Source organism: Burkholderia stabilis (genome assembly GCF_001742165.1).
Classification (GTDB): domain Bacteria; phylum Pseudomonadota; class Gammaproteobacteria; order Burkholderiales; family Burkholderiaceae; genus Burkholderia; species Burkholderia stabilis.
This window is the reverse complement of record NZ_CP016442.1, coordinates 643,939-667,670: the sequence shown is the minus strand read 5'-3', so window position 1 is coordinate 667,670 and position 23,732 is coordinate 643,939. Positions and strand designations below refer to the sequence as shown.

Sequence of the window (23,732 nt, the reverse complement as noted above, 5' to 3'; positions counted from 1 at the left end):
CGTCAATAAAAAAACGGCACGCGAGCGTGCCGTTTCCGGTTCATGCGGCGCGACGCGCTCAGGCCGGCTTCGACGGCTTGAGCTGCATCGACTTGTACTCGAGATACTCTTCGAGCCCGTACACGCCGTTCTCGCGGCCGTGCCCCGACTGCTTGTAGCCGCCGAACGGCGCGGCGCCGTTCCAGGTGCCGCCGTTGATGTCGACCTGCCCGGTGCGGATGCGGCGCGCGACGCCCATTGCACGCTCGTCGCTGCCGGCCCACACCGCACCGCCGAGCCCGTACGGCGAATCGTTCGCGATGCGCACGGCTTCGTCTTCGTCGCGGTACGTGATGATCGACAGCACCGGCCCGAAGATCTCTTCCTGCGCGATCGTCGATTTCGGATCGACCCGACCGAACACGGTCGGCTTCACGAAGAAGCCCTTGGCGAGCCCTTCCGGCAGGCCCGTGCCGCCCGTCACCAGTTCCGCGCCTTCGTCGATGCCGCGCTGGATGTACGCCTGCACGCGCTGCTGCTGCACGGCCGACGCGAGCGCGCCCAGGCGCGTCGCGTCCTGCCGCGGATCGCCGGCGACGTATGCTTCCGCCGCGGCCTTCGCGATCTCGCGCGCCTCGTCGTAACGCGCTTCCGGCACGAGCATCCGCGTGTGCGCCGAGCAGGTCTGGCCCGCGTTCAGGTAGCACGCGTTGACCGTGCCCTTTACCGCCGCCGCGAAATCGGCGTCGTCGAGGATCACCGACGCCGACTTGCCGCCCAGCTCGAGCGCGACGCGCTTGACGCCCGCGGCCGCCAGCTCGGCCACGCGCTTGCCGGCGCGCGTCGAGCCCGTGAACGACACCATGTCGACGTCCGGATCGGTGGCGAGCACCTCGCCGACCACCGGGCCGTAGCCGCACACGAGGTTGAACACGCCGGCCGGCAGGCCGGCTTCGTGAATCGCTTCGGCGAGCATGAATGCGTTCAGCGGCGCGACTTCGGACGGCTTCAGGACGACCGTGCAGCCGGCCGCAAGCGCCGGCGCAACCTTCAGCGTGACCTGGTTGAGCGGATAGTTCCACGGCGTGATCGCGGCAACGACGCCGACCGGCTCGCGCACGACGAGCGAATTGCCGACCTGCGCCTCGAATTCGAACGATTCCGCGAGCTTCGCGTATGCATTCCAGTTGTAGATCGGGCCGCCGACCTGGATCGCGCGCGACAGCTTGATCGGCATCCCGACTTCACCGGTGATCGACTGCGCAAGCTCCTCGCTGCGCGCCTGCAGACGCTCGACGATCTTGCGCAGGTAGCCGGCGCGCGTCGCGGCCGGCGTGGCCGCCCATGCGTCGAAGGCCGCGCGCGCCGCGCGGATCGCATCCTGCGCATCGGACGCGACGCCTTCCGGAATCCGGCCGATCACGGCCTCGGTGCCCGAGTCGATCACGTCGATCGTGCCGGTTCCGGCCGGTTTGCGCCATGCGCCGTCGATATAGAACTGGTCGTAGATTTTCATCGTCGCTTCCTGTCTCCCGGAAAACGGCCATTCTAGCGACTGTGGTGCAGCACCGCGATGACCCGGGCCGACCGGCCGCTTTGCCGCCTGCGGCATCCGCATCAGTCCCGGTGCGCCGCATGGCCCGCATCGTGCTATGTTTTTACTATCGGCGCCCGCCTTTGCAGGCCGCGCCACCCGGAATCGATGCCTTTCGTGAGCACTGCCATGACCGACGCATCCCACACCCTCGGCTCCCAGGATCGCCTGGAACTGCTTTGCTGGCTCACCTGCGGCAATCTCGGCGCGTTTTACCTCAACGAATCCTGGCCGGACGCGTCGTTCCAGGTCCAGGCCGCCCACCGCTGGCTCGACCGCCATCACCGCCAGGCCGACTGGCTCGCCGTCGCCAAGCTCGCGGCGCTCGCGCAGGACATCGCGAAGCGGCATGCGGGGTTCGTGGACGCGTCATGGGCACGCGACGCGGTCGAGGAAATCGTCGATACCGACGATCTCGACTATCGGGCGAAACTCGTGCAATGGGTGTACGAAGACTGCTGCAAGGCGCTGGCCGACAAGCGGCTGGCGGATTGACGTACGCCTGCCGGCGCACGGTGTCGTGCTGGCGGCGGCCGGTCGATCGACGTCGGGCCGGCCGCCGCGGAACATCGTCGCGGGCACCTCGCCCGACCTGACATTTCCCCTTCAACGGTTGCGTATGCCCGCAGGCGGGCGATGGCCGCAAGACGGCCATCGCGTGACGCATGAAGCCCGCCGCGCAGGCGCGCGGCGCTGGTGGCTTCGCTTACAGCAGTGACTTCGCCTGCGTCAGCACCTTGTCGCAGATCTGCCTGGTCACCTGCTGCTTCAGGCCGCCGCCGCCCAGATCGATCTTGCTGCCGTTGCCGGCGTCGAGAACGCCGCTCGCGCCGCTCGTGTAGCCGCTGTCGGACGACGCATTGCCGCCGAGCTTGCCCATCAGCGCGTCCTTCACCGACGACGCGCCGCCGGACGCACCGCCGAGATAGTTGTTCTGGATGCAGAACTGCAGCACGCCCGCAACGTTGCCGGTGCTGCCCGGCAACGCCGACGCACCGCCGCCGCCCGTCAGCGCGCCGCCGAGGCCGCCCAGGTTGCCGAGCGCACCGCCCGCGCTGCCGCCCGAATCGCCGCCGCCGACCTGCTTCAGGACATCGCCAAGCTGCGCATGGGCCACCGAAAACGGTGCAAGCAATCCGATCAGCGCGCCGGCAACGGTCGCGCGGTATAGACGTGCATTCATGTGAAGCCTCCCGGTTGTGACTGCATGAGTACCGCGAATCGAATTCAAGGATACTCAATCAACCCGCGCATGACAGCCTCCGTGCGCGGCCTGAAACGTCAGGCATCGTGATATCGCGGCGATTTGACAATACTTGACGGGCAGCCCGTTCGACACGCGGGCCGACTGCCCCCCGGTGCGCGATCGTCGTCCCGTGCCACCGGCGCGCGCGAAGCGTCATAGAATCATCGTCGACCGTGCGGATCATCCGGCCCGATCTCATCCCGAACAGGAAGGACATTCGCGTGGCGCTCGCCCATCGATTTCTGCCGGTTGCCGCCCTGTCGGCCGCGCTGATTGCCGGCTCCAGCCCCGCCCGTGCGACGCCTGCGGCGACGGCAGCCGCCGCATGTCCGTCGCCTTCGTTCGACCGTTATCCGGCACGCGCGGCACGCGCGCCGCGCAAACCGGCCGCGTCCCCGCGGCTCACGGGCAAGGAAGCGCGCCTGTATCGCACCGTCATTCGCGACGAATTCACACAACCGGCCAATTTTGCCGGCCACTATCGCGTCGCGATCTGGGGTTGCGGAACGGATTGCCGGAATTTCGCGATCGTCGACAAATACACGGGCGCGACGTACACGATGCCCGGCGTGCAGGCGATCGCCGGCGTGATGGGCAACGACGACGAGCGCGTCGATTTCCGCGCCGGCAGTTCGCTGCTGATCGTCGCGGGCTGCTTCAACGACGATTGCGACGACAACAACGCGAAGGCGGCCCGGTTCTTCTACGAATGGACCGGCACGCGGCTGCGCCTGGTCGGCTCGTGCCCGCTGGCCATCGAGCCGACCCGATAACCGCGCCGACCGATCCGCCGGACGCCGCCGGCGCGACTTGCGCTATCGTTCCTCCGGTACACCTCAACTGCGCGCTCATCCGCGATGTCAATTCACCTCAGTTTCGACGACGGCCCGGGCCCGTCGACGCCAGCCTTGCTCGACGTCCTGCGCGCCGCGTCATGCGAGGCGACCTTCTTCCTGCTCGGCCAGAACCTCGCGGGCGCGCTCGACGTCGCGGCAAGAATGGCGCGCGAAGGCCATCGGCTCGGCAATCACACGCATTCGCACGCGAGGCCGGGCGCGCTGACCGACGCCGAACTGATCGACGAGATCGACGCAACCGACACGCTGATTCGCGAAGCCTATCGCCTGGCCGGCATTCCCGCGCCGGACACGATCCCGCTGCGCCTGCCTTACGGGCTGTTGCCGCAGGACAATCGCACCGGCGTGCTGGCGCGGCTGCAGCGCGAACACACCGGCTGGACGGCGATCCTCGACGATTGGCATCGGCCGGCGCCTTCACCCGACGCACTGTGCAACGCGATGCGCGCGCATGCAGCCGACAGCGCGGCGCGGCGTCAGGACGTGCTGTTCTGCATGCACGACGGATCGCGGCATGGCGAAGCGCGCCCCAATACGGTCGCAGCCGTGCGCCTGTTCCTGAATCGGCAGGACTGACGCCCCGCCGGCTAGCCGCCGGGCGCCGCGCCGTCCAGCAACTGTCGCCAGCCGCCGAGAAATCCGATGCCCGGCCCCGGCATCCACAGGCCGCGCTGGGCGGCTTCCAGATGAATCAGCGTCTGATCCGCGCAGAACAGCGCCATCAGCGCATCGCGGTTCGCGCGCATCCAGTCCGGCGCGGCATCGGGCCGCGTCGCCGCATAGGCTTGCAGGCCGGCCTCCCATCGCCGCGCATCGAAGACGAAGCGATCGTCCCTGCCCGCATCGCGCGACAGCGCGAACAGCGCAAAGGCCGCCTCGAGCCATTGCGCACCCTGCCCGACATCGTCGAAATCGAGCACACCGTTCACCGTGCGGCCCACATACAGCAGGTTGCCCGCGTGATAGTCGCCGTGCAGCCAGTGCACCGGCCCCGTCAGCCAGCGTGCCGCGGCAGCGAGATGCGCGCCGATCCGCCGGATCACCGCGTCGTAATCGCCGCTCAGGCCGGCCGGCAGCGGCGGCATCGCGCGCGCCGACACGCGCGCATGGCGCGCAGACAGCCACGCGAGCGGTGCGGAATCGGTCGCGGGTATCGCCGCCAGCGCCGCATGCAGATGCGCGAGTGCGCGCATCGCGTCGATCGTGCCGGCCTGCGCATCGTCGGGCAGCCCGGGCGTGCCGTCGATATGCTCGAACAGGTGCAGCCAGCCGCCATCGGGCGCCTGCGCACCGGGTTGCGCGTCGACGGTCGGCCGCAGCCGCGGCAGCGCCGGCAGCATCGGCGCCGTGTCCGGACGGCCGAAATGGACGAGATGGCCGAGGATCGACACCTCGCGATGCACCTGCCCGACCGGCTTGCCGGACCACGACACGCGCAACACCGCACGCTCCGATTCGCACTCGACGAGATACGTTTTGTTAGTATGGCCCGACGACAGCGCCCGCAGGCGCGCCGGCCGGATATGCCAGTGCCGGTCAAGCCAGCGTTCCAGTGTTTCCACGTCACTCCTACTCGTTGCACCGACCATGTCAGAGCGTCCTTCGGCCCGCATGCGGGACATCAATATCGAATGGCTGACGCGCGCTGCCGAATTCGACCACCTGTTCCAGACGCGCTGGCTCGGCGAGCGCTTCTTCCATCTGCCCGGCGACATGCTCGCGCTCCAGGAGCTGATCTGGCGCGAGCGCCCCGACTGCATCGTGCAGACCGGCATCGCGGCAGGCGGCGGTGTCGTGTTCTCCGCGTCGATGCTGGAATTGAACGGCGATCGCGGCCGCGTCGTCGCGATCGAACCGCGCCTGCGCGACGACGTCAGGCAGCGTCTGCAATCGCACCGGCTCGCCGATCGCATGGTGCTGATCGAAGGCGAATCGTGCGCGGCCGACACGCTCGCGTCGGTGCGCGCGCAGATCCCCGACGGCGCCCGCGTGATGGCGATCCTCGATCTCACACATACGCATGCACACGTGCTGCACGAACTCGAATGCTATGCGCCGCTCGTGACGCCGGGCAGCTACGCGATCGTGATGGACACCATCATGGAGTATCTGCCCGAATCGATGTTCGACGGCAAGCCCTACGGCAAAGGCAACAACCCGGCGACGGCCGCGCGCGAATTTCTCGCCCGCGACGGGCGGTTCGAAGTCGACGAGGACATCGAGGACCGCGTACTCATGACGCTGTCGCCAGGCGGTTTCCTGAAGCGAGTTCGCTGATCAGGCGGGCCGCCTGCGCCGAGCCGTCGCGCGCGTAGCTCGCGCGAATCCGCGCCGCATGATCGCGCAACGAACCGGGGCGCAGCAGCCGTTCGAGCGCATCGGCAATCTCCGCCACACCGGCCTGCTGCAGATCCAGCCGGCAGCCCGCGCCGGCCTGTTCGACGAAATGCGCCGAATGGAACTGGTCGTTGCAGAACGGCGACAGCAGCATCGGCACGCCGCACGCGAGCGACTCCATCACCGAATTCGCGCCGCCATGGCTGACGAACGCGTGCGTGCGCCGCAGCAGCGCCAGTTGCGGCGCATAACGCACCGCGACGACCCGCTCGTCGCCGGCCGGCAGCAGATCCGAATCGACCAGCTCGCCCACCGACAGCACCAGTTGCGCCGGCGTCGCGCGCGTCGCGTCGATGACCTTCGCGAACACGTCCGGGTGGTAGTAAAGCTGGCTGCCGAGCGACATGTAGACGAGCGGACGATCGGCGTCGAGACGCTCCCACGGGAACGGTGCCTCGTCGCCGCGCGGCCCGGACGGCAGCGCGGGGCCGACCAGCTCGACACCCGGCGGCGGCGCGCCGACCAGCGCGTCGGTCGTGAATGCGAGCGTCAGGTGCGGCGACAGGATGTCGCAACCGCGAAAGCGCGCATCGAGACCGTAGCGCGCGAACAGGCGCGTGCGTTCCGGCGCGAGCCATCGCACCGTGCGCAGCAGCTCGGAATCGAGATCGTCCGGCAATACCGGATTCAGCGAATTCGACATCGCGACCCACGGCAACCCTTCCAGCTCGGCGGCAATCGCCGCCGCATAGAGCAGCGGGTCGATCACGACCACATCCGGCTGCCATTCGCGCAGTACCGCGCGAATGCCGTCCACCTGCGCGGGCGCAAGGTCGATCAGCAGCGTGCGGATCCAGTGCCGCAGCCAGTCGGCGTCGCGAATGTTCGCGGCGAAGCTCGCGCCGCGCGACAGGTCGTGGCGCTCGGGCGTCTCGCGCGGCCCGACGAACGCGAAGTCGCCGGCGCCGTCGAGCTGCGCGCTGATGTCGGCCGGCGCGTAGAACGCGACGTCGCAGCCGGCGGCGCGCAGATGCTGGGCCGGCCCGATGCAGGGATTGACGTGGCCCTTCTCGGCACCACGCAGAACAGGATGCGTTTCATGAGCGGCTCAGGTTGGGCGATGCGCGGCATCGAAGTGATCGAGGATCAGGGTCAGCGTCGTCCACAGCACGCGTTCGGTGTCCGCTTCCAGCGCGGGCGCGGCAAGACCGAGCATGTCGGCGAGCGCGCGCGCGCGGTCGCGATCGAGCAACGCGGTAAGGTCCATCGCCGGCGCGAGCCGCCCGCGCTTGGGACCGTGTACGAGACGATCCGGCAGGTTCAGGCGCGCACCGAGATCGCGCAGGCACTGCTTGTTCGGGTCCGGCGCGATGCTCGTCAGGTGCGCGACGACGGCAGCGTCGACAAACGGCGGATGCAGATCGACCGACGCCGCATCGAACAACGCATGACACAGCGGCAGATAGTTGGCCGACTGGTCGCGGCGCAGCACCTGATCTGCGCCGTCGCCGGTGATGGCCACCTCGACGCCGTCCGCTGCCATCGCCTCGGCCAGCAGCAGCTTGGCGACCGGATGCAGGTTGAACATCGGCTCCTCGACCGCATGGGTCGTTCGCGGCAGCGCGGCCACGAAATCGGCCTCGGTCACGCGCACGATCTTCACCGTCGCCTGCATCTGCGTGGCCAGTTCGAGCGCGGCATCGCGTTCGCAGTAGTCCGGCATGTCGGTCGCGAGGATGTAGGACGTCACGTGCTGCTGCGCGCCCAGCTCACGCAGCAACGCGAGCAGCAGCGCCGAATCGAGCCCGCCGCTCAGCGCCAGCGCGACGCGCTTGCCGCTGTCGAGCGCGCGTTGCAGCGACGCTCGCAGCACGGTTTCCAGATCGGCATGCTGCGGCCGTTCGGGAGCGGGTTGAACCGCGAGCCCTTGCGGCGAACGGAGCAGCGCATGCCCGGGTGGCACGGCCAGCACGTCGCGCAGCACCGTGCGGCCGACGAGGCGCGCTCCGCTCAGGTAGCCCGCGATGGCGGTCGCGTCCGGCGCACCGGCCGGCTGCCCCGCCGCATGCAGCACCGCGCCGATGCCGGATGCCGACACGCCGCTGCGCGGATGGTAGTGCAGACGATCGAAACCGAACAGGTCGCGTGTGCCGACGATCATGGATAACGAGCCTTCAAGGAGTCCACTTCGATGCGTTTGAGGATGCGATGCGGCGCCACCGGCGCGCTGCCGCCCTGGCAATGCAGGCAAGCTTCGAGCGGCGCCTCGCGCTGCAGATAGGCGAGCATCGCGTCGAGCATGCCCGCGTCGTCGCGCAGCGGCAGGCCGTCGCTCAGGAAATCCTTCTCGCCCTTGTAGAGCGTGTGGAAATGCGCGGGGCGCGTGCACGTGTAGAACATGCCGTCGCGAATCATATGGCAGCGCTCACGAATCCAGCAATCGTGATAAAGGCGCTGCGCTTCATCGCGATCCGTGCCGGGCTGTGCGCGATTCATCGTCGTGAATACGTCCTGCACCTTCCAGTTCAGGCGCACGTCGAAACGCGCGGCCTGGTGCTCGACATACGCGATCAGGTCGGGCGAAAGCGCCGGCTTCGGATAGCGCGAGATCGTCAGCGCATCCACCGCCTGCCAGAACGCGTCCGGCATCTCGCCGAGCTTCAGCCCGTTCGTCGTGACGGAGATCACCGGCGCGATGCCCGTCGCACGCACGCGTTCGATCAGTTCGACGAGCGCCGGATGCAGCAACGGTTCGCCACCGACCAGCTTGAACATGCGCGGGCTCAACACCTTCGCGGCCTTGCGCAGATCGGCCTCGATCGATTCGGGGCTCGCATGCCACTCGGGCAACAATGGCGACAGCGAGCAGCATTCCGCGCAGGTCAGGTTGCAGTGATCGACGATATGCGCTTCCAGCGAGCGTGTCCGGATGCGGCCATTTTCGACGCGGTAGTCGCGGTCCAGCGGCGGCGGAAAGACATGTTGCCGCTCGCCGGATGGCGGCGGATTCGTGGCCCGGCTCGAATTCTCGTTCACGTCAGCTTCCTGTCAGCTTCCCGCTTCCGCACAGCGGGAAAAGAAATCGATCAGTTGACCGCGCGCGTCCACCATCGCGGACGCCATCGTCACCGCCCCGCCCAGGTGCGCCGCGAAGCGCGACGGCTCGTCGAGCCAGCCTTGCACGACCCAGAGCTTGAGTGCGTGCTGCAGACACGCAGCGTCGACGGCCCAGGCGATATGCGCAGGATTCACCGACCGGACCCGCCAATAAGCGTGCACGAAGGCTTCCGCACGTTGAGGTGCCTCCAGCGGCAGATGATTCAGGCAACGCACCAGCTCGTATTCGCGCGGTGCGCCGATCGTCGCTTCCCAGTCGAGGATGAGCGGCGGTAGCGTGCCGGCATCTGCGTTGGCGTCTGCGAACAGATAGTTGAACTGGTTGTAGTCGTTGTGGATCGGGTGCTGCGGATCGTCGGCGGGAAATGCTTCGATGCTGCCCGGGTAGTAACGATCGATCATGCGCAGCGCGAGATCGACATAACAGCGCAGATTCGCGGCGCCGTCGACCGAACGCGCCCGATCGAGCGCGTCGAGCAGACTGCGGCGCATCCCGTCGGCATCGATTGCAGTCAGCCGCGCGCGCAGCGTATCGAGCGACGGCAGATGAAGCTGCTCGAGGCTCAAATGCAACGCGGCCAGGCTCGCGCCAAGCGCCTCCCATTCCGCCGGCGAAAACGTATCGTAGGTTCGGAATTGCCCGGCTTCCCAGCGCGTCACCATCGCGTGCGCGCCGGAGCCTGCCCACAACGGTTGGCCGACCATCGTGCGCTTCAGCGTTTGCACGCGGAAGCGCGCATCGCCATGCGTTTCGAAATGCGCGAGAACGGCGGCTTCCTTGGCCGCACGCCCTTGATGCTCCGGCGCATAGAGCTTGACCGCCACGCCGCCGTCATCGGTCGGCAGATGCCACACGCGTTCGCTGACCTGTCGCGGCGGCCCGCCTGGGCCGAGCGCGTACGCGTCACGAATCTGGTCGAAGGTGATGGCGAGCAGGTCCATTCAGATGTGCTCGGCCGGCCCGTGCCGATACGGATGACCGGTCAGGAACGTGTTGTGCCCGACGTAGCGCAGCTTGTACATCGCCGGCCGGAACAGCACCGACGGATCGTTGTTCGCGATGCCGAGCAGCGGGTACAGATCCTGCCGCACGAAGAACGCGTTGTTGCCCATGTCGTCGCAGCAGACGAGTTCATATCCTTTCTGCCTGCCGAGGTGCACGAGCGATTCGAGGCTCGCACCGTAGTAGGTCGATCCGTCCCATTCGTGGTCCGGGTTGAAGCACATGACCCAGCGCTCGGGCGGCGTGTAGTACGGGTTGTATTCGATCACGACGATGCGCGGCCGGTACGCTTGCACGCCGCGCCAGACCCAGTAGTCGTTGCCGTCGATGTCGATCGACAGCAGGTCGAAGTCGGCCGGCGTGTTCGCGTCCGCGAGCAGTTGATCGACCGTGTCGGGTTGGACGCGGTCGTGATGCAGGCGGACGTCGTCCGCGCCCGCGTAATGGGCGGCGAGCTTGCCGAAGCGGTATGCGCTGCCCTCCACCAGCAACCCCGCCCAGCCCTGCTCTCGCAGCAACAACGCGGTGTTGCTGTTGCGCAGGCCGTCACTCGCGCCGATATCGACACAGAAGCGGTTGACGGGTGCGATCCGCTCCATCAGCCGCGACAGGATGCTTTCCTCTGTGCCCTGCGCATACAGGCTTGGCGCAAGGCCGGACAGGTCGAGCGGGAGAGGATGGTCCTGCATCGAGGGGGGCTCCGGGGCGGGATGGGGATGGAGGGTTGGCGTTCGGAGGGTAATTTACCCGAAGTCGATTCACCGGAGGAAACTGGAATTCGCGACGCCGGTAGGTGTCGCCGGGAGCTGAAATGAAAAAGCCCGGATCGACAATGTTGTCGATCCGGGCTTGATGCGTTTTTTGCTGCCTCGCTCGATGTGCCCGGCTTCGTATCGCCTAACCACGACACATGAGCGAACACGTCAAGGCAATTACTCCTGCCCCTGGCTCGTCAGGAATTCCTCGTAATTGCCGCCGAAGTCGAACAGGTTGCCGTCCGTCTTCACTTCGATGATCCGGTTCGCCAGCCCGCTCACGAACTCGCGGTCGTGGGACACGAAAATCAGCGTGCCTTCGAACTGCTCGAGCGCGATCTGCAGCGACTCGATCGACTCCATGTCCATGTGGTTCGTCGGCTCGTCCATCAGCAGCACGTTGTGGCGGCCGAGCATCAGCTTGCCCCAGATCATGCGGCCCTTCTCGCCGCCCGACAGCACCTTCACCGACTTCTTGATGTCGTCCGACGAGAACAGCAGGCGGCCCAGCGTGCCGCGCACCATCGTTTCATCGTCGCCGTCCTTGCGGTACTGGTCGATCCAGTCCATCAGCGTGATGTCGTTCGGGAACTCCTCGTACGTGTCCTGCGGCATGTAGCCGACATTCGCGTTCTCGGACCACTTCACCGTGCCGTGTTCGAGCGCAAGCGCACCGAGCAGCGAGCGCAGCAGCGTCGTCTTGCCCGCGCCGTTCTCGCCGATGATCGCGATACGCTCGCCCGGCTGCACCGACAGGTTGAAGTTCTGGAAGATCGTGCGCTCGTACTTCTTCGTGATGTCTTCGGCGACCACCGCGACGTTGTGCAGCTTCTTCTCGAACTCGAAGCGGATGAACGGGTTCTGGCGCGACGACGGCTTGAATTCCTCGATCTTGATCTTGTCGATCTGCTTCGCGCGGCTCGTCGCCTGGCGGGCCTTCGACTTGTTCGCCGAGAAGCGGCGCACGAAGTCCTGCAGTTCGGCCACGCGCTCCTTCGCGCGCGTGTTCGCCGCGGCCTGGCGCTCGCGCGCCTGCGCCGATGCGAGCATGTAGTCGTCGTAGTTGCCCGGCCAGACCTTCAGCGTGCCGAAGTCCATGTCGGCCATGTGCGTGCACACCGAGTTCAGGAAGTGACGATCGTGCGAAATGATGATCATCGTCGAGTTGTACTCGTTGAGCGTCTGCTCGAGCCAACGGATCGAGTTGATGTCGAGGTTGTTGGTCGGTTCGTCGAGCAGCAGCACGTCGGGCTTCGAGAACAGCGCCTGTGCGAGCAGCACGCGCAGCTTCCAGCCCGGCGCGACGTCGCTCATCGTGCCGGTGTGGAACTTCTCCTCGATGCCGATACCGAGCAGCAGCGCGCCCGCGCGTGCTTCGGCGTCGTAGCCGCCGTATTCGGCGAACTTGCCTTCGAGCTCGGCCGCGTGCATGTAGTCGTCGTCGGTGGCTTCCGGGTTCGCGTAGATCGCGTCGCGCTCGGCCATCGCGGCCCACATCTCGGTGTGGCCCATCATCACGACGTCGAGCACGCGCACGTCTTCGTACGCGAACTGGTCCTGGCGCAGCTTGCCGAGGCGGACGTTCGGCTCCAGCGCGACGTTGCCGGCGCTCGGCTCGAGGTCGCTGCCGAGGATCTTCATGAACGTCGACTTGCCGCAGCCGTTCGCGCCGATCAGACCATAGCGGTTGCCCTCGCCGAATTTGACCGAGATGTTCTCGAACAGGGGCTTTGGCCCGAATTGCATCGTGATGTTGGCAGTAGAAAGCACGGCAGGTCCCGTTAAAGGATAAATCGACGGAAAACCGTGTATTTTAGCAGGTGTCGGAGAAACTGCCGACCACGTCGTTCCGGCAGTGCATTCCGACCCCGGGTCCGAGGCCTGCCAACACGACCGCACGCGCCCTACCACCGTCTTGCAGGAATCCCGCATGCTCGCCAGCCAGCTTCGCGAACAACTCGTCGGCGCATGGCGCCTCGTGTCCTACGAAGTCCGCCCGCGCGACGGCGGCGCGCTCGTCTATCCGCTCGGCCGCGACGCGCGCGGCTGGCTTCTTTACACGCCGGACGGCTACATGTCTGCCCAGCTGATGGCCGCCGGCCGGCCAGCCTTCGCGGAAGGCGACCTGCAGCGCGGCACCGCCGACGAGTACGCGGCGGCCGCGCGCGGCTACATCGCGTATTCCGGCCCCTTTCGCGTCGACGACGACGGCACGCTGACCCACGAAATGGACGTCAGCCTGTTTCCGAACTGGATCGGCAACGTCCAGCAGCGAGTCGCCGTGCTCGACGGCGATCGACTGCAGCTCGGCCCCGTCGCCCCGGTCCGGCTCGACGGCCGGGAGGTCGACATCGTGCTGCTCTGGGTGCGTGCGGGCCGCTGACGCCCGTCACTTGCCGGCCTTCGCGGCCGCCCGCTGCGCCGCCTTCGCGTTCATCTGCCCGAACAGTTCCGAGCACGGCACGTCCCGGTTGTTGCTCGGCGCGATCAGCGGAATCAGCGCCGCGAACGGGTTGATCAGCCCGAGCCCGACCATCGCGCCGGCGCGCAGCGCGAGCGCGGTCGCATCGACACCGACGTTCGGGTTCTTGAACGTGCCCTTCGCATACAGCGGCGAGCGCAGCGAGAAGATCCGGAAGCCCTTCGTATGCGGATGGATCTTCAGGTCGAGCGTTTCGTCGCGCAGGCTGATCGGGCCGTCGACGTTGATCAGCGCGTCGTCGGTATCGAGCGCGAACACCTTCGGGTCGAGGATACCGTTGGTCGCGACGAAGTCGATCGCCGCGCAGTTGATCTTCACGTCGTTGTTGCCGAACAGCTTTTCGTAGACGACGTTCGCGACGTTCAGCCCCGCCGCTTCCATCAGCAGCCGGCTGATGCGGCCGTCCGTCACGAGCGCCTTCACTTCGCCGTTCGACGTCGCGGCGAGCGCGGCCGGCGAGTTGCCGGTCGCCGACAGCGACGCGTCGCCGTTGATCTCGCCGAGCGCCGACTGCATGACCTTCTGCGTCGGGAACAGCTGCTTGAGCTTCAGGTGCCGCGCGGCCACCGTGAAACGGCCCTTCAGCGGCGTGCCGCTGCCGTCGAGACGCGCGGTCGTCGCGAGCGTGCCGCCCGCGACCCCGAACTGCAGCGGTTCGAGCGACAGCACGCCGTCCTGCATCACGATATGCGTGTACAGGTTCGTGATCGGCAGGTTCGCGCTCTTGACCAGCTTGCGGCCGGTGAACTTGACGTCCGTGTCGAGCGCGCGCCAGCGGTCGGTGCGGAACGTCTCGACCGGCAGCACGCGAGTCGACGGCTGGTGCGTCGTGTCGCCGCGCTTGGCCTTGCTCGCGGCGGTATCCGCGCCGATCACCGGCGCGAGATCGGAGAACTGCAGCAGGTTCGACACGAGCTCGCCCGACAGCTTCGGCCGCGGCTCGCGCTGCTCGTACACCAGCGTGCCGCCGAGATCGCTGCCGCCCACGCGGCCGTTGAAGTTCTCGTAGCGGAACGTGCTCGCGCGCCGCTTGAAGTTGCCGATCAGCCGCCCTTCGGTCGCATAAGGCGGCGTGTCGGGCAGCGTGATGCCCGTGAGCTGGTACAGGTGCGACATCGACGTGCCCTGCAGCCACAGCCGCAGGTCGATCGCCGCGAGATGCATCGGATCGGTCAGCGTGCCGACGATCGCGAGCCGCGTGTTGCCGGCCTTCACGTCGGCCTGCAACGGGAACGGCCGCGACGCGTCCTGGATCGCCAGCACGCCGCCGAGCTTGCCGGTCCCGCTGATGGGCACGTTCTTGTAGCGGCCGTCGACCTTCAGCCCGAACGCATAGGTCGGGCCGGACGGCTTCGCGGGCGCCGCGGCGGCGCTTGCGCCCGACGCGGCGGAAGCCGTAGAAGCGGAAGAAACAGAAGCCCCGGAAGAAGCCGAAGCAACGGAAGACGCCGTCGAAGCACCCACGGGCGACGCCGCGCTCGCCGCCGACGCACTCGAAGCGGCCTCCGCATTGGCCTTCGCGCTCAGCTGCGCGGCGCCGTGCTTGCCGACCCGCTGCGCGGACGCCGCGCGCGACGTCTGCTCCTGCTCCTTCAGCACGTCACCGAGCGGAATCGGCTGGCCGAGCGTATCGATCGCGACGGTCAGGTCGGCCTTCGTGATCGCGTCGCGATACGTGACGGTGCCCTTCGCAAAGCCGAAGCTGTCGAGCCGCACCTTCCACGGCGACGGCTGCGACGATTGCTTGAACGGGAAGGTCCACGTGTTGCGGCCGTCGGCCAGACGTTCGAGGTCGACGGCGGGATTGACCACGTCGATCGACGGGATGACGATCTCGTGCGCGAGCAGCGGCAGGATCGCGAGGTCGAAGTGCGCGGCGTCGAGCGTGACGAACTTGGGCGTCTTCGCCCAGTCGGGATTGCCGATCTCGAGCTGCGTCGCCGAAAAGCTCGGCCAGGGCACCCATGCGCGCCAGCCGGTCTCGCCGTCCGGGCGCCGCCAGCCGACCTTGAGGTCGCCGTTGATCGCGAACGGGCGGCCGAGTGCGGCACTCACCTGTTCGTTGACCCACGGCTTCGCGCGGTTCCAGTCGAACGTGAAAAGAAAGACGCCGGCCGCCGCGATGAGCACCGCGACGATACCGACGATCCATGCAGCCGATTTGCCGATGGCTCGGGTTAGCGTCATGGCGGTTCCGTTGTTGTTCTGAAGTGTTGCCGCATCATGCCGGGCCGCGTGCGTGGACGAACGGCGCACGACACCCGCGGCTTTTCGATCGGTATTATGACGCACGCCATGGTGACGTTTCGGCGCCATTAACGCTTTTTTTCATTTGTGACATGACAGCCCCCACCGGCCTCATCGATGCGCAGCGCATCACGCGGCGCGACGCCAGCAGCGGCAAGACCCTGCTCGCCCCGACCGATTTCAGCCTCGCAGCGGGATCGCGAATTGCTATCACCGGCCCGTCCGGGTCCGGCAAGAGCGTGCTGCTGCGCGCGCTCGCGCTGCTCGATCCGCTCGACGGCGGCCACATCCTGTGGCGCGGCAGCCGGATCCGGCGCGGCGCGATCCCGCGCTACCGGCGCAGTGTCGCGTATGTGCGCCAGCGCCCCGCGCAGATGGACGGCACGGTCGAATCGCAACTGCGCTATCCGTATTCGCTCGCGATCTATCACGACGTCGCGTTCGATCGCGCACGCGCCGAAGCGCTCGCTGCGCGTGCCGGCCGCGGCCCCGATTTTCTCGACAAGCGCGCGAGCGACCTGTCGGGCGGCGAAGCGCAGATCGCCGCGCTGTTGCGGGTGCTGCAGCTCGATCCCGACGTGCTGCTGCTCGACGAGCCGACGTCCGCGCTCGATCCCGAATCGGCGCGCGCGATCGAGGCGCTCGTCGACGCATGGTTCGACGCGGCGCCCGACACGCGCGCGTACATGTGGATCTCGCACGATCCGGCGCAGGCCGCGCGGATCGGCACGATGCGGCTCGTCATGCAGGCCGGCGTGCTGCACGCGGCAAACCCGACGGAGGCTGCGCAATGAGCCCGGCACTGCAGGACCTGAGCCTCGTCGACGTCGGCATCGCCGCCGCGCTCGTCGCGGTCAACGGCGCGATCTCGATGGCGCTGTCGCTCGGCCTCGGCCGCAAGCTTGCGCTCGCGGCCGTGCGCACCGTCGTCCAGTTGCTCGCGATCGGCTACGTGCTCGGCTGGGTGTTCGGCCATCCGCACTGGACCGTCGTGCTGCCGCTCACCGCGCTGATGACGCTGATCGCCGGTTTCGCCGGCGCGGGGCGCGGCAAGCGCACGTACCGCGGCCAGCGCATCGACAGCATCGCGTCGATCTGGTTCAGCAGCTGGTTCGTCGCGGCGGTCGGCCTGTTCGTCGTGATCCGCATCCATCCGTGGTACGCGCCGCAATACGCGATTCCGATCCTCGGGATGATTCTCGGCAATACGCTGACGGGCGTGTCGCTCGGCGTCGAGCGGATGATGGAAGAACTCACCGCACGCCGCGACCGCGTCGAGACCGCGCTCGCGCTCGGCGCAACGCGCTGGGAAGCCGCGCAGGACGCCGCGCGCCAGGCCGTGCGCGCGGGCATGCTGCCGACGCTGAACCAGATGGCGGTCGTCGGCGTCGTGAGCCTGCCGGGGATGATGACCGGCCAGGTGCTGGCCGGCCAGTCGCCGCTGCAGGCCGTGCGCTACCAGATCGTGATCATGTTCCTGATCGCGGCGTCCTCTGCGCTCGGCACCGTCGGTGCGGTGCTGATGACCTATCGCCGGCTGTTCTCGGCCGATCACCGCTTTCTCGCGTCGCGGCTCGAAGAACGCGCGCACTGACACGCGGCGACGCCGCGCGGTGCGCGATCAGCGCGTGGCGCGGCGCTTGGCGATCGCCTGCCGCAATGCGGCCGCGACGTCCGCGCCGGGCGCGAGCCCGTCGACCGACGCAACGAGCCGCACCGCGCGCGGCGTCGTCACATAGGCCTGTGCGCCGACATAGCCGCCGCTGCCGGCCGAACGCGTCGTCACGACGAGCGCCTGCGGCGCGCGTGCGCCGAGGTCCGCGGCGAACGCATCGGTGAGCGTGCCATCGCGCGGGTGCAACGCACCCGTCACATAGTCGTCCGTATCGAAGCCGGGGGCGGCATGCGCGGTCGAATACACGCGCACCGCGTAGCTGCCGGTCGAGCACGGTTCGAGCGCGCCGCTCGACACGACCGCCACCTGTTGCCGCGACGGCAGCTCGACCTTCTTCACGAAACTGCAATCGTCGGCGGCCTGCGCGTGCGCGGCGACAAGCGCAGCGGCCAGCAGCAGCATGGTCATGCGGAGTTTCATCGGGATGTCGTGACGGAAAGAGGATGACGCCGGCGAGCATAACGCGACGCCCGCATCACGTCACACAGGTCGCCGCGTGACGCGCATGGCGAATGGTCGCCATGCCGTTGCCGAAACGACGTACTGCGAAGAAGGCGGCGGAAAGCATCGTGACGGCGACACGAAACGGTCACGTGCCGCCTGGCTCGCCCCGCCAGCCGAATCCGTTGCGCGCGCACCGGACGAAACGCCGGCCCGCGCGCGCCGCTCAGTGCTTGATCGACACCGTCACTTTCGTGCCGTCGCTCATCGTGACGGACTTCGACCCGCCGTTGGTCGAAATCGACACCCACTTCACCTGGCTTACCGACACGACGTCCGGGCACTGCAACGACTTGCCGCCGGCCGTCACGCTGCGCGTGCCCTTCGGCGCGGCTGCCTGGAAGCTCATCTGCACGTTGGCGATCCCCTTCGCGTCGACGGACGGCGCGAGCCGGACCTGGGTCTGGCGCACCATCGCACCATTCTCGTCGCGCGGCAGGTTGTCGGCGTTCGGGCAGCCGCCCGGCATCGCGACCGCGCCACTCGGCGGCACCGACTTCCAGTTGAAGTCGTCCGTCTCGCCGGAGCGGATCTTGCGGGTCTCCTGCGTGTTGCCGAAGGTCTTCGAATCGACCTTGACGGTGTATTCGAGCTGTCCCGTACCGCCGCCCTTCAGGCTGCCCTTGACCGGCGGCGCCGCGAATACGCTCGCGCTGACGCACGCCGCCGCGAACACGACCGACCACGATGCGGCGACTGACAAGCTGCGTTGGCTCATGCTGACCTCCTTGTAATGCGGCGGCACGCGCGTGCCGCGCGGTTTTCGATGCATGATGCGTTGCCAGTCTACCGCCAAGCGGCATGCAATGCGCCGCAAACGCATCGGGTGTTACCCCGCTTGCGTTCGCGGCGTTGCAACCTTACGCGCGATGCCGGATCAGAACCCGCTCAGCACGAGCTTGCCGATCGAGCGCCCGGCTTCGAGCAACTGGTGCGCGCGCCGCACGTTTGCGGCATTGATCGTGCCGAGCTGTTCGCCGAGCGTCGTGCGCAGCGTGCCGCCGTCGACGAGCCGCGCGACTTCGCCGAGGATCCGGTGTTGCTCGATCATGTCCGGCGTCTCGAACATGGCACGCGTGAACATGAATTCCCAATGAAACGCGGCGCTCTTCGCCTTCAGCAATTCGACCGGCACCGGCTTTTCGTTCTCGACGATCGTGCAGATGCCGCCCTGCGGCCGGATTACCTCCGCCGCGGCAGGGAAATGGCGATCCGTGTCGTTGAAGATCAGCACGTAGTCGACGTTCGGATGCCCGGCATCGCGCAACTGCGCCGGCAGGTCGCCGAAGTGATCGACGACGGCATCCGCGCCGAGCGCGCGCACCCATTCCGCCGAGGCCGGCCGCGACGCGGTCGCGATCACGTGCAGCTTGCCGAGCGTCTTCGCGAGCTGGATCGCGATCGAGCCCACGCCGCCCGCGCCGCCGATGATCAGCACCGACTTGCCGGCGTCCGCGCCCTGCGGCGACACGCGCAGCCGGTCGAACAGCGCTTCCCACGCGGTCAGTGCGGTGAGCGGCAATGCAGCCGCAGCGGCGAAGTCGAGCGTGCGCGGCTTCAGCGCGGCGATCCGCTCGTCGACCGTATGGAATTCGCTGTTTGCACCGGGCCGCGTGATGCTGCCCGCGTAGAACACTTCGTCGCCGGGGCGGAACAGCGTGACGTCGGCGCCGACCGCGACCACCGTGCCGGCCGCATCCCAACCGAGCACGCGCGGCGTCTCCTCGACCTGCGACTTCGGCGCGCGCACCTTGGTGTCCACCGGGTTCACGGAAATGGCTTCGACCTTCACGAGCAGGTCGCGCGGGCCCGGCACGGGCTGCGGGAGCTCCACGTCGAGCAAGGCTTGCGGGTCGTCGATCGACAGATAGCGGGTCAGTCCAACGGCTTTCATCTCGGTACTCCTTTCAGGTAAACCGGGCGGGCTGCGGCGCAGCCCCATGAACGTCATCGTAGGCAACCCGATCTTTCGAGAAAACCGCTATATTTCCTGAAACATTTTCAGGAAATTCAGAATAATGTCGTCCGATCCGGTTCCGTGCCCCAACAAGCCGCTCGACCTGCTCGACGTCGCGCTGTTCGTGCGCGCAGCGCTGCTCGCGAACGTCACTGCGGCCGGGCGCGAGTTCGGCGTGTCGGCCGCGGTCGCAAGCGCGCGCATCGCGCAGCTCGAACGCCAGCTCGGCGCACGGTTGCTGCACCGCACCACGCGGCGTATCAGCCTCACGCAGGACGGCGAGATCTTCATGGCGCGCGCCGACGCGCTGCTGTCGGCCGCCGACGCCGCACGCGCCTCGGTCGGCCACGGCCGCAGCGAGCCGTACGGGCGGCTGAAGGTGTCGATGTCGTCGTCGTTCGGCCGCCAGCACGTCGCGCCGGTAATTCCCGCGTTCCTGCGCCGCTACCCGTCCGTGTCGCTCGACCTGCGGCTGTCCGACGAGATCGTCGATCTGGTCGACGACGGCTACGACGTCGCGATCCGCCTCGGCGCGCTGAAGGATTCGACGCTCGTCGCGCGCAAGCTCGCCGAGAACCGCCGCGTGCTGTGCTGCTCGCCCGCCTATCTCGCCGAACGCGGCACGCCGCGCCATCCGGCCGATCTTGCGCAACACGAATGCGTGATCCTCGGCGACCAGCGCGACTGGTCGTTCACCACGCCGCAAGGCCCGCTCACCGTGCGTGTCGGCGGCCGTCTCGTCGCGAGCAACGGCGAGGCGATCCGCGAAGCGCTCGTCGACGGCTTCGGGATCGCGATCAAGTCGACCTGGGACGTCGGCCCACTGCTCGCGAGCGGCGCGCTCGTCACGGTGCTCGACGACTATCCGTTCGCGGACGACGTCGCGATCTGGGCCGTCTATCCGAGCCGCGCGCACGTGCCGCTGAAGACGCTCGTGTTCATTGCGTTCCTGGCCGAGCATTTCGGTGATCCGCCTTATTGGGATCACGCGGACGGACGATAGGCGCCGGTGTCCGCGCTCGTGCCTCGGGCGTGCCGTTTCGAGCCCGGCCTCAGGAATCGTACCGGCGGCGACCGCCCCGCTCCGGCCACCCGGTACAATGGCGCGTTCGCGACGCAACGGCCCGAAGCCGAACCGGGCCCGCGTCCGCAGGCGGCCGCCCGTTGGCCGCGCACGCATTCCATTTGCCTCGCAACCATCCCGCCATGACCCACAATCTCGTCATCCAGAGTCTTTCGCCGCTGTCGGACGCCCATCACAAGCCGCTGCTCGCGCTGTCGCGCGGCACCCGCCTCGTGCAGACCGACGATCACGCGCTGCGCATCGAAAACGCGAACCCGGCCCAGCGCCTCGACATCGACGCGTACTGCGGCACGCATGCGCTCGACTTCGCGTTCGTCGAGGCCGGCCTCGCGCTCAGCGATTTCGGGCTCGTCGTGATGGACATGGATTCGACGCTGATCACGATCGAATGCATCGACGAGATCGCCGATTTCTGCGGACTGAAAACGCAGGTCGCCGAGATCACCGAGGCGTCGATGCGCGGCGAGATCCGCGATTTCAACGAAAGCCTCACGCGCCGCGTCGCGCTGCTGGCCGGGCTCGACGCGCACGCGCTGGAGCGCGTGTACGAGGAGCGGCTGCAACTGTCGCCGGGCGCCGAGACGATGCTCGCCGGCGTGAAGGCGGCCGGCATGAAGACGCTGCTCGTGTCGGGCGGCTTCACGTTCTTCACCGAGCCGCTGAAGGCGCGGCTCGGCCTCGACTACGCGCACGCGAACACGCTCGAGATCGTCGACGGCAAGCTGACCGGGAAGGTGCTCGGCGAGATCGTCAACGCCGACGTGAAGGCGCGCATGCTGCGCGATACGTGCGCGTCGCTCGGTATCGCGCCGAGCCGCGCGATCGCGATGGGCGACGGGTCGAACGACCTGAAGATGATGGCCGAAGCCGGGCTGTCGGTCGCGTTCCACGCGAAGCCCGTCGTGCGCGACGCGGCGACGGTCGCGTTCGATCACGTCGGCCTCGACGGGCTGCTGCGGCTGTTCTGATACGGCGCAACCGCCCATGAAAAACGCCGGCGCGATGTCGTATCGCGCCGGCGTTTTTTTACGTTCGTGATCCGCTGATGTCAGCCCAGCGTGGCCTGAATCGCGCGCTCGATATCCGCGCGCAGATCGGCTTCGTCCTCGAGGCCGACATAGAACCGCACCAGCGTGCCGCGATGCGGCCAGTCCGCACGCATCGACGCGACGTCATACGGCATCGCAAGACTGCACGCGCCGCCCCAGCTCCAGCCGATCGCGAACAGTTCGAGCGACTCGACGAAGCGGTCGATCTGCTCCGCGCTGTAGCGCTCGTCGAACACCACCGAGAACAGCCCGCCCGCACCCGTGAAGTCGCGCATGAACGACGCGTGCCCCGGGCAATCGGGCAGTTGCGGATGCAGCACCGATACGATCTCCGGCCGCGCCTTCAGCCACTGTGCGAGCGCGAGCGCGCTCTTGCTGTGCGCATCGAAGCGCACCTGCATGCTCGGCAGGCTGCGCAGCACGAGCGAGCAATCGTCGGCCGACACGCCGATCCCGCAGCGCATGCGCGCGAGCTTCAGCTTCGCCTGCAGTTCCGCGTTTGCGGTGATCGTCGCGCCCATCAGCACGTCGCTGCCGCCCGACTGGTACTTGGTCAGCGCCTGCACCGAGATGTCGACTCCGTGCTCGAACGGCTTGAACGCGAGGCCGGCCGAATAGGTGTTGTCGATCGCGGTGACGATGCCGCGCGCCTTCGCGGCCGCCGTGATCGCCTGCACGTCGGGCACTTCCATCGTCACCGAGCCGGGCGCCTCGACCCAGATCAGCCGCGTGTTCGGCTGGATCAGATCGGCGATGCCGGCGCCGACGAGCGGATCGTAGAAGCGCGCGGTGATGCCGAAATCCTTCGCGAGCCAGTTGCCGAAATCGGCGTTCGGCCCGTACACGTTGTCCGGGATCAGCACGTCGTCGCCCGCTTTCACGATCCCGAAATAGACGTTCATGATCGCTGCGAGGCCCGACGGCTGCAGCAGCGCATGCGTGCCGCCTTCGATCTCGGCGAGCCGTTGCGCGAGCGCGAGCGACGTCGGCGTCGCATGCAGCCCGTAGCGCCACTGGTTGTCGTTGTGCCAGACGAGCGCGCGCATCGTCGCGAGATCGGGGAACACGACCGTCGACGCGCGCGCGACCGGCGGCACGAACGAACGGAAGCCTTCAGGAATGACGTCGTCGGGTTGAACGATACGGGTTTGCAGCGCGCGCTTGGGAGTGGATGCAGTCATGACAGGAAGCCGGGCACGAGGCCGTTCGGTTGCGGAATAGGCCGCTAGGTTAGTCAAAATCGGCGCATTTGGCCCGGTACAATGCGCGCCGCGCACACCGAGCCAAATGCGCTCAGTCGTCGGTGCGCAGATTGACGACGCCGCCCACCGTCTCGATTTCCTGCACGCGGCCGTCGCGCACCTGCAGCGCCGTGCGCTTGCCCGGCGCCAGACGCAGCACGACCGGCTGCGGGTCCGATTCGTCCGAGTTCATCCGGTCGGCCTTCAGGTCGCCGGTCGCATCGAAGCGGCCGACCCATACGCCCGTGATGTTCGTGCCGTCGTTCGACTCCTCGATCTCGAGCGTGTCGCCGTCGCGATCGCCCGCGAGCAGCACGACCTCGCCCGTATCGGCGAACTGGTATTCGCCATGCACGCCTTCCTCATCCGTCTTCGGGCCGAGATGCACGACGATCGGCCGATCGCCGAGCGTGCCTTCGTAGCGCGGCAGGCGCGCGAACTCGGGGTTCGGCCGCAGCGGCCGCGCGAGCGCCGGCTCATCCTGCTGCGCGCCCGGCGCGACGGCCTGCGCCGCGACCGCGCCCGGCATCGCCATGCCCGCCGCCAGCGCGCCTGCGACGACGAGCGCCCGTTGCCATTCCGAATATCGACCCACCTTGCGTTGCTCC

Annotated in this window: 23 protein-coding genes and 1 pseudogene; 9 read left to right on the top strand and 15 right to left on the bottom strand. The window is 67.7% G+C overall.

Going from position 1 to position 23,732, the window contains the following annotated elements; genetic code table 11:
* Nucleotides 1-58: 58 nt before the first annotated feature.
* Complete coding sequence (locus BBJ41_RS03200; protein WP_069745286.1) at nt 59-1,495, bottom strand: aldehyde dehydrogenase family protein; 1,437 nt, start codon at nt 1,493-1,495, stop codon at nt 59-61.
* A 207-nt stretch (nt 1,496-1,702) separates the two neighbouring features.
* On the opposite strand from BBJ41_RS03200, the gene BBJ41_RS03195 reads away from it, so the two are divergent.
* Nucleotides 1,703-2,068, top strand: coding sequence for a hypothetical protein (locus tag BBJ41_RS03195; protein WP_069745285.1), 366 nt, complete (start codon nt 1,703-1,705; stop codon nt 2,066-2,068).
* 211 nt (nt 2,069-2,279) lie between these two features.
* Here BBJ41_RS03195 and BBJ41_RS03190 read toward each other — a convergent pair whose 3' ends face one another.
* Entirely contained in the window at nt 2,280-2,756 is a 477-nt protein-coding gene (locus tag BBJ41_RS03190) for a YjjA family protein (protein ID WP_069745284.1), read from the bottom strand.
* 284 nt (nt 2,757-3,040) lie between these two features.
* On the opposite strand from BBJ41_RS03190, the gene BBJ41_RS03185 reads away from it, so the two are divergent.
* Together BBJ41_RS03185 and BBJ41_RS03180 are read left to right on the top strand one after the other, a co-directional pair.
* On the top strand, nt 3,041-3,592 hold the full coding sequence (locus BBJ41_RS03185) for a hypothetical protein (RefSeq protein ID WP_069747553.1): 552 nt from the start codon (nt 3,041-3,043) through the stop codon (nt 3,590-3,592).
* 84 nt (nt 3,593-3,676) lie between these two features.
* A complete protein-coding gene (locus tag BBJ41_RS03180) occupies nt 3,677-4,252 on the top strand; it encodes a polysaccharide deacetylase family protein (RefSeq protein WP_069745283.1) in 576 nt (191 codons plus the stop codon).
* Between the two features lie 11 nt (nt 4,253-4,263).
* Here the strand turns inward: BBJ41_RS03180 and BBJ41_RS03175 are convergent, their stop codons facing one another.
* Nucleotides 4,264-5,265, bottom strand: coding sequence for a phosphotransferase (locus BBJ41_RS03175; RefSeq protein WP_175972664.1), 1,002 nt, complete (start codon nt 5,263-5,265; stop codon nt 4,264-4,266).
* Here BBJ41_RS03175 and BBJ41_RS03170 point away from each other — a divergent pair.
* The gene (locus BBJ41_RS03170; RefSeq protein WP_069745281.1) at nt 5,264-5,953 is read left to right on the top strand and encodes a cephalosporin hydroxylase family protein; all 690 of its coding nucleotides are present in this window, start codon (nt 5,264-5,266) and stop codon (nt 5,951-5,953) included. The two genes, BBJ41_RS03175 and BBJ41_RS03170, sit on opposite strands and share 2 nt — an antisense overlap.
* Here the strand turns inward: BBJ41_RS03170 and BBJ41_RS03165 are convergent.
* The 6 genes and pseudogenes from BBJ41_RS03165 to BBJ41_RS03140 all read right to left on the bottom strand — a co-directional run bounded on the left by BBJ41_RS03165 (nt 5,910) and on the right by BBJ41_RS03140 (nt 12,658).
* Nucleotides 5,910-7,114, bottom strand: a pseudogene (locus BBJ41_RS03165) (glycosyltransferase). The gene BBJ41_RS03170 and the pseudogene BBJ41_RS03165 sit on opposite strands and share 44 nt — an antisense overlap.
* Nucleotides 7,115-7,121: 7 nt before the next feature.
* Nucleotides 7,122-8,174 (bottom strand): asparagine synthase-related protein, encoded by a 1,053-nt coding sequence (locus BBJ41_RS03160; protein ID WP_069745280.1) that lies wholly within the window; start codon nt 8,172-8,174, stop codon nt 7,122-7,124.
* Entirely contained in the window at nt 8,171-9,049 is an 879-nt protein-coding gene (locus BBJ41_RS03155; RefSeq protein WP_069745279.1) for a radical SAM protein, read from the bottom strand. The genes BBJ41_RS03160 and BBJ41_RS03155 overlap by 4 nt, the downstream gene beginning before the upstream one ends.
* A gap of 12 nt (nt 9,050-9,061) precedes the next feature.
* Nucleotides 9,062-10,072, bottom strand: coding sequence for a phosphotransferase enzyme family protein (locus BBJ41_RS03150; protein ID WP_069745278.1), 1,011 nt, complete (start codon nt 10,070-10,072; stop codon nt 9,062-9,064).
* Nucleotides 10,073-10,822, bottom strand: coding sequence for an FkbM family methyltransferase (locus BBJ41_RS03145; protein WP_069745277.1), 750 nt, complete (start codon nt 10,820-10,822; stop codon nt 10,073-10,075).
* Between the two features lie 243 nt (nt 10,823-11,065).
* On the bottom strand, nt 11,066-12,658 hold the full coding sequence (locus BBJ41_RS03140) for an ABC-F family ATPase (RefSeq protein ID WP_069745276.1): 1,593 nt from the start codon (nt 12,656-12,658) through the stop codon (nt 11,066-11,068).
* A 160-nt stretch (nt 12,659-12,818) separates the two neighbouring features.
* Between BBJ41_RS03140 and BBJ41_RS03135 the strand changes: the two genes are divergently transcribed.
* Complete coding sequence (locus BBJ41_RS03135) at nt 12,819-13,271, top strand: lipocalin-like domain-containing protein (protein ID WP_069745275.1); 453 nt, start codon at nt 12,819-12,821, stop codon at nt 13,269-13,271.
* A 6-nt stretch (nt 13,272-13,277) separates the two neighbouring features.
* On the opposite strand, the gene BBJ41_RS03130 is transcribed toward BBJ41_RS03135, so the two are convergent.
* On the bottom strand, nt 13,278-15,557 hold the full coding sequence (locus BBJ41_RS03130; protein WP_069745274.1) for an AsmA family protein: 2,280 nt from the start codon (nt 15,555-15,557) through the stop codon (nt 13,278-13,280).
* 152 nt (nt 15,558-15,709) lie between these two features.
* Between BBJ41_RS03130 and BBJ41_RS03125 the strand changes: the two genes are divergently transcribed.
* Nucleotides 15,710-16,411: an ABC transporter ATP-binding protein gene (locus BBJ41_RS03125; RefSeq protein ID WP_069745273.1), complete on the top strand. Its 702-nt coding sequence runs from the start codon at nt 15,710-15,712 to the stop codon at nt 16,409-16,411.
* On the top strand, nt 16,408-17,211 hold the full coding sequence (locus BBJ41_RS03120; protein ID WP_069745272.1) for an ABC transporter permease: 804 nt from the start codon (nt 16,408-16,410) through the stop codon (nt 17,209-17,211). The genes BBJ41_RS03125 and BBJ41_RS03120 overlap by 4 nt, the downstream gene beginning before the upstream one ends.
* A gap of 27 nt (nt 17,212-17,238) precedes the next feature.
* Here BBJ41_RS03120 and BBJ41_RS03115 read toward each other — a convergent pair whose 3' ends face one another.
* The 3 genes from BBJ41_RS03115 to BBJ41_RS03105 form a co-directional block, all read right to left on the bottom strand.
* Entirely contained in the window at nt 17,239-17,712 is a 474-nt protein-coding gene (locus BBJ41_RS03115; protein WP_069745271.1) for a PliI family lysozyme inhibitor of I-type lysozyme, read from the bottom strand.
* A gap of 247 nt (nt 17,713-17,959) precedes the next feature.
* A complete protein-coding gene (locus BBJ41_RS03110) occupies nt 17,960-18,511 on the bottom strand; it encodes a DUF6013 family protein (protein WP_069747552.1) in 552 nt (183 codons plus the stop codon).
* A 159-nt stretch (nt 18,512-18,670) separates the two neighbouring features.
* Nucleotides 18,671-19,687 carry a zinc-binding alcohol dehydrogenase family protein gene (locus BBJ41_RS03105; protein WP_069745270.1) on the bottom strand — a complete coding sequence of 339 codons (1,017 nt, stop codon included), beginning with the start codon at nt 19,685-19,687 and terminating at the stop codon, nt 18,671-18,673.
* A gap of 124 nt (nt 19,688-19,811) precedes the next feature.
* Here BBJ41_RS03105 and BBJ41_RS03100 point away from each other — a divergent pair, with 124 nt between their 5' ends.
* Together BBJ41_RS03100 and serB are read left to right on the top strand one after the other, a co-directional pair.
* Complete coding sequence (locus BBJ41_RS03100; RefSeq protein ID WP_069745269.1) at nt 19,812-20,753, top strand: LysR family transcriptional regulator; 942 nt, start codon at nt 19,812-19,814, stop codon at nt 20,751-20,753.
* A gap of 203 nt (nt 20,754-20,956) precedes the next feature.
* Nucleotides 20,957-21,802, top strand: coding sequence for a phosphoserine phosphatase SerB (serB, locus tag BBJ41_RS03095; RefSeq protein ID WP_069745268.1), 846 nt, complete (start codon nt 20,957-20,959; stop codon nt 21,800-21,802).
* 80 nt (nt 21,803-21,882) lie between these two features.
* Here the strand turns inward: serB and BBJ41_RS03090 are convergent, their stop codons facing one another.
* Together BBJ41_RS03090 and BBJ41_RS03085 are read right to left on the bottom strand one after the other, a co-directional pair.
* Nucleotides 21,883-23,064 (bottom strand): cystathionine beta-lyase, encoded by a 1,182-nt coding sequence (locus BBJ41_RS03090; protein ID WP_069745267.1) that lies wholly within the window; start codon nt 23,062-23,064, stop codon nt 21,883-21,885.
* Nucleotides 23,065-23,176: 112 nt separating this feature from the next.
* Complete coding sequence (locus tag BBJ41_RS03085; RefSeq protein WP_069745266.1) at nt 23,177-23,719, bottom strand: hypothetical protein; 543 nt, start codon at nt 23,717-23,719, stop codon at nt 23,177-23,179.
* Nucleotides 23,720-23,732 lie beyond the last annotated feature (13 nt).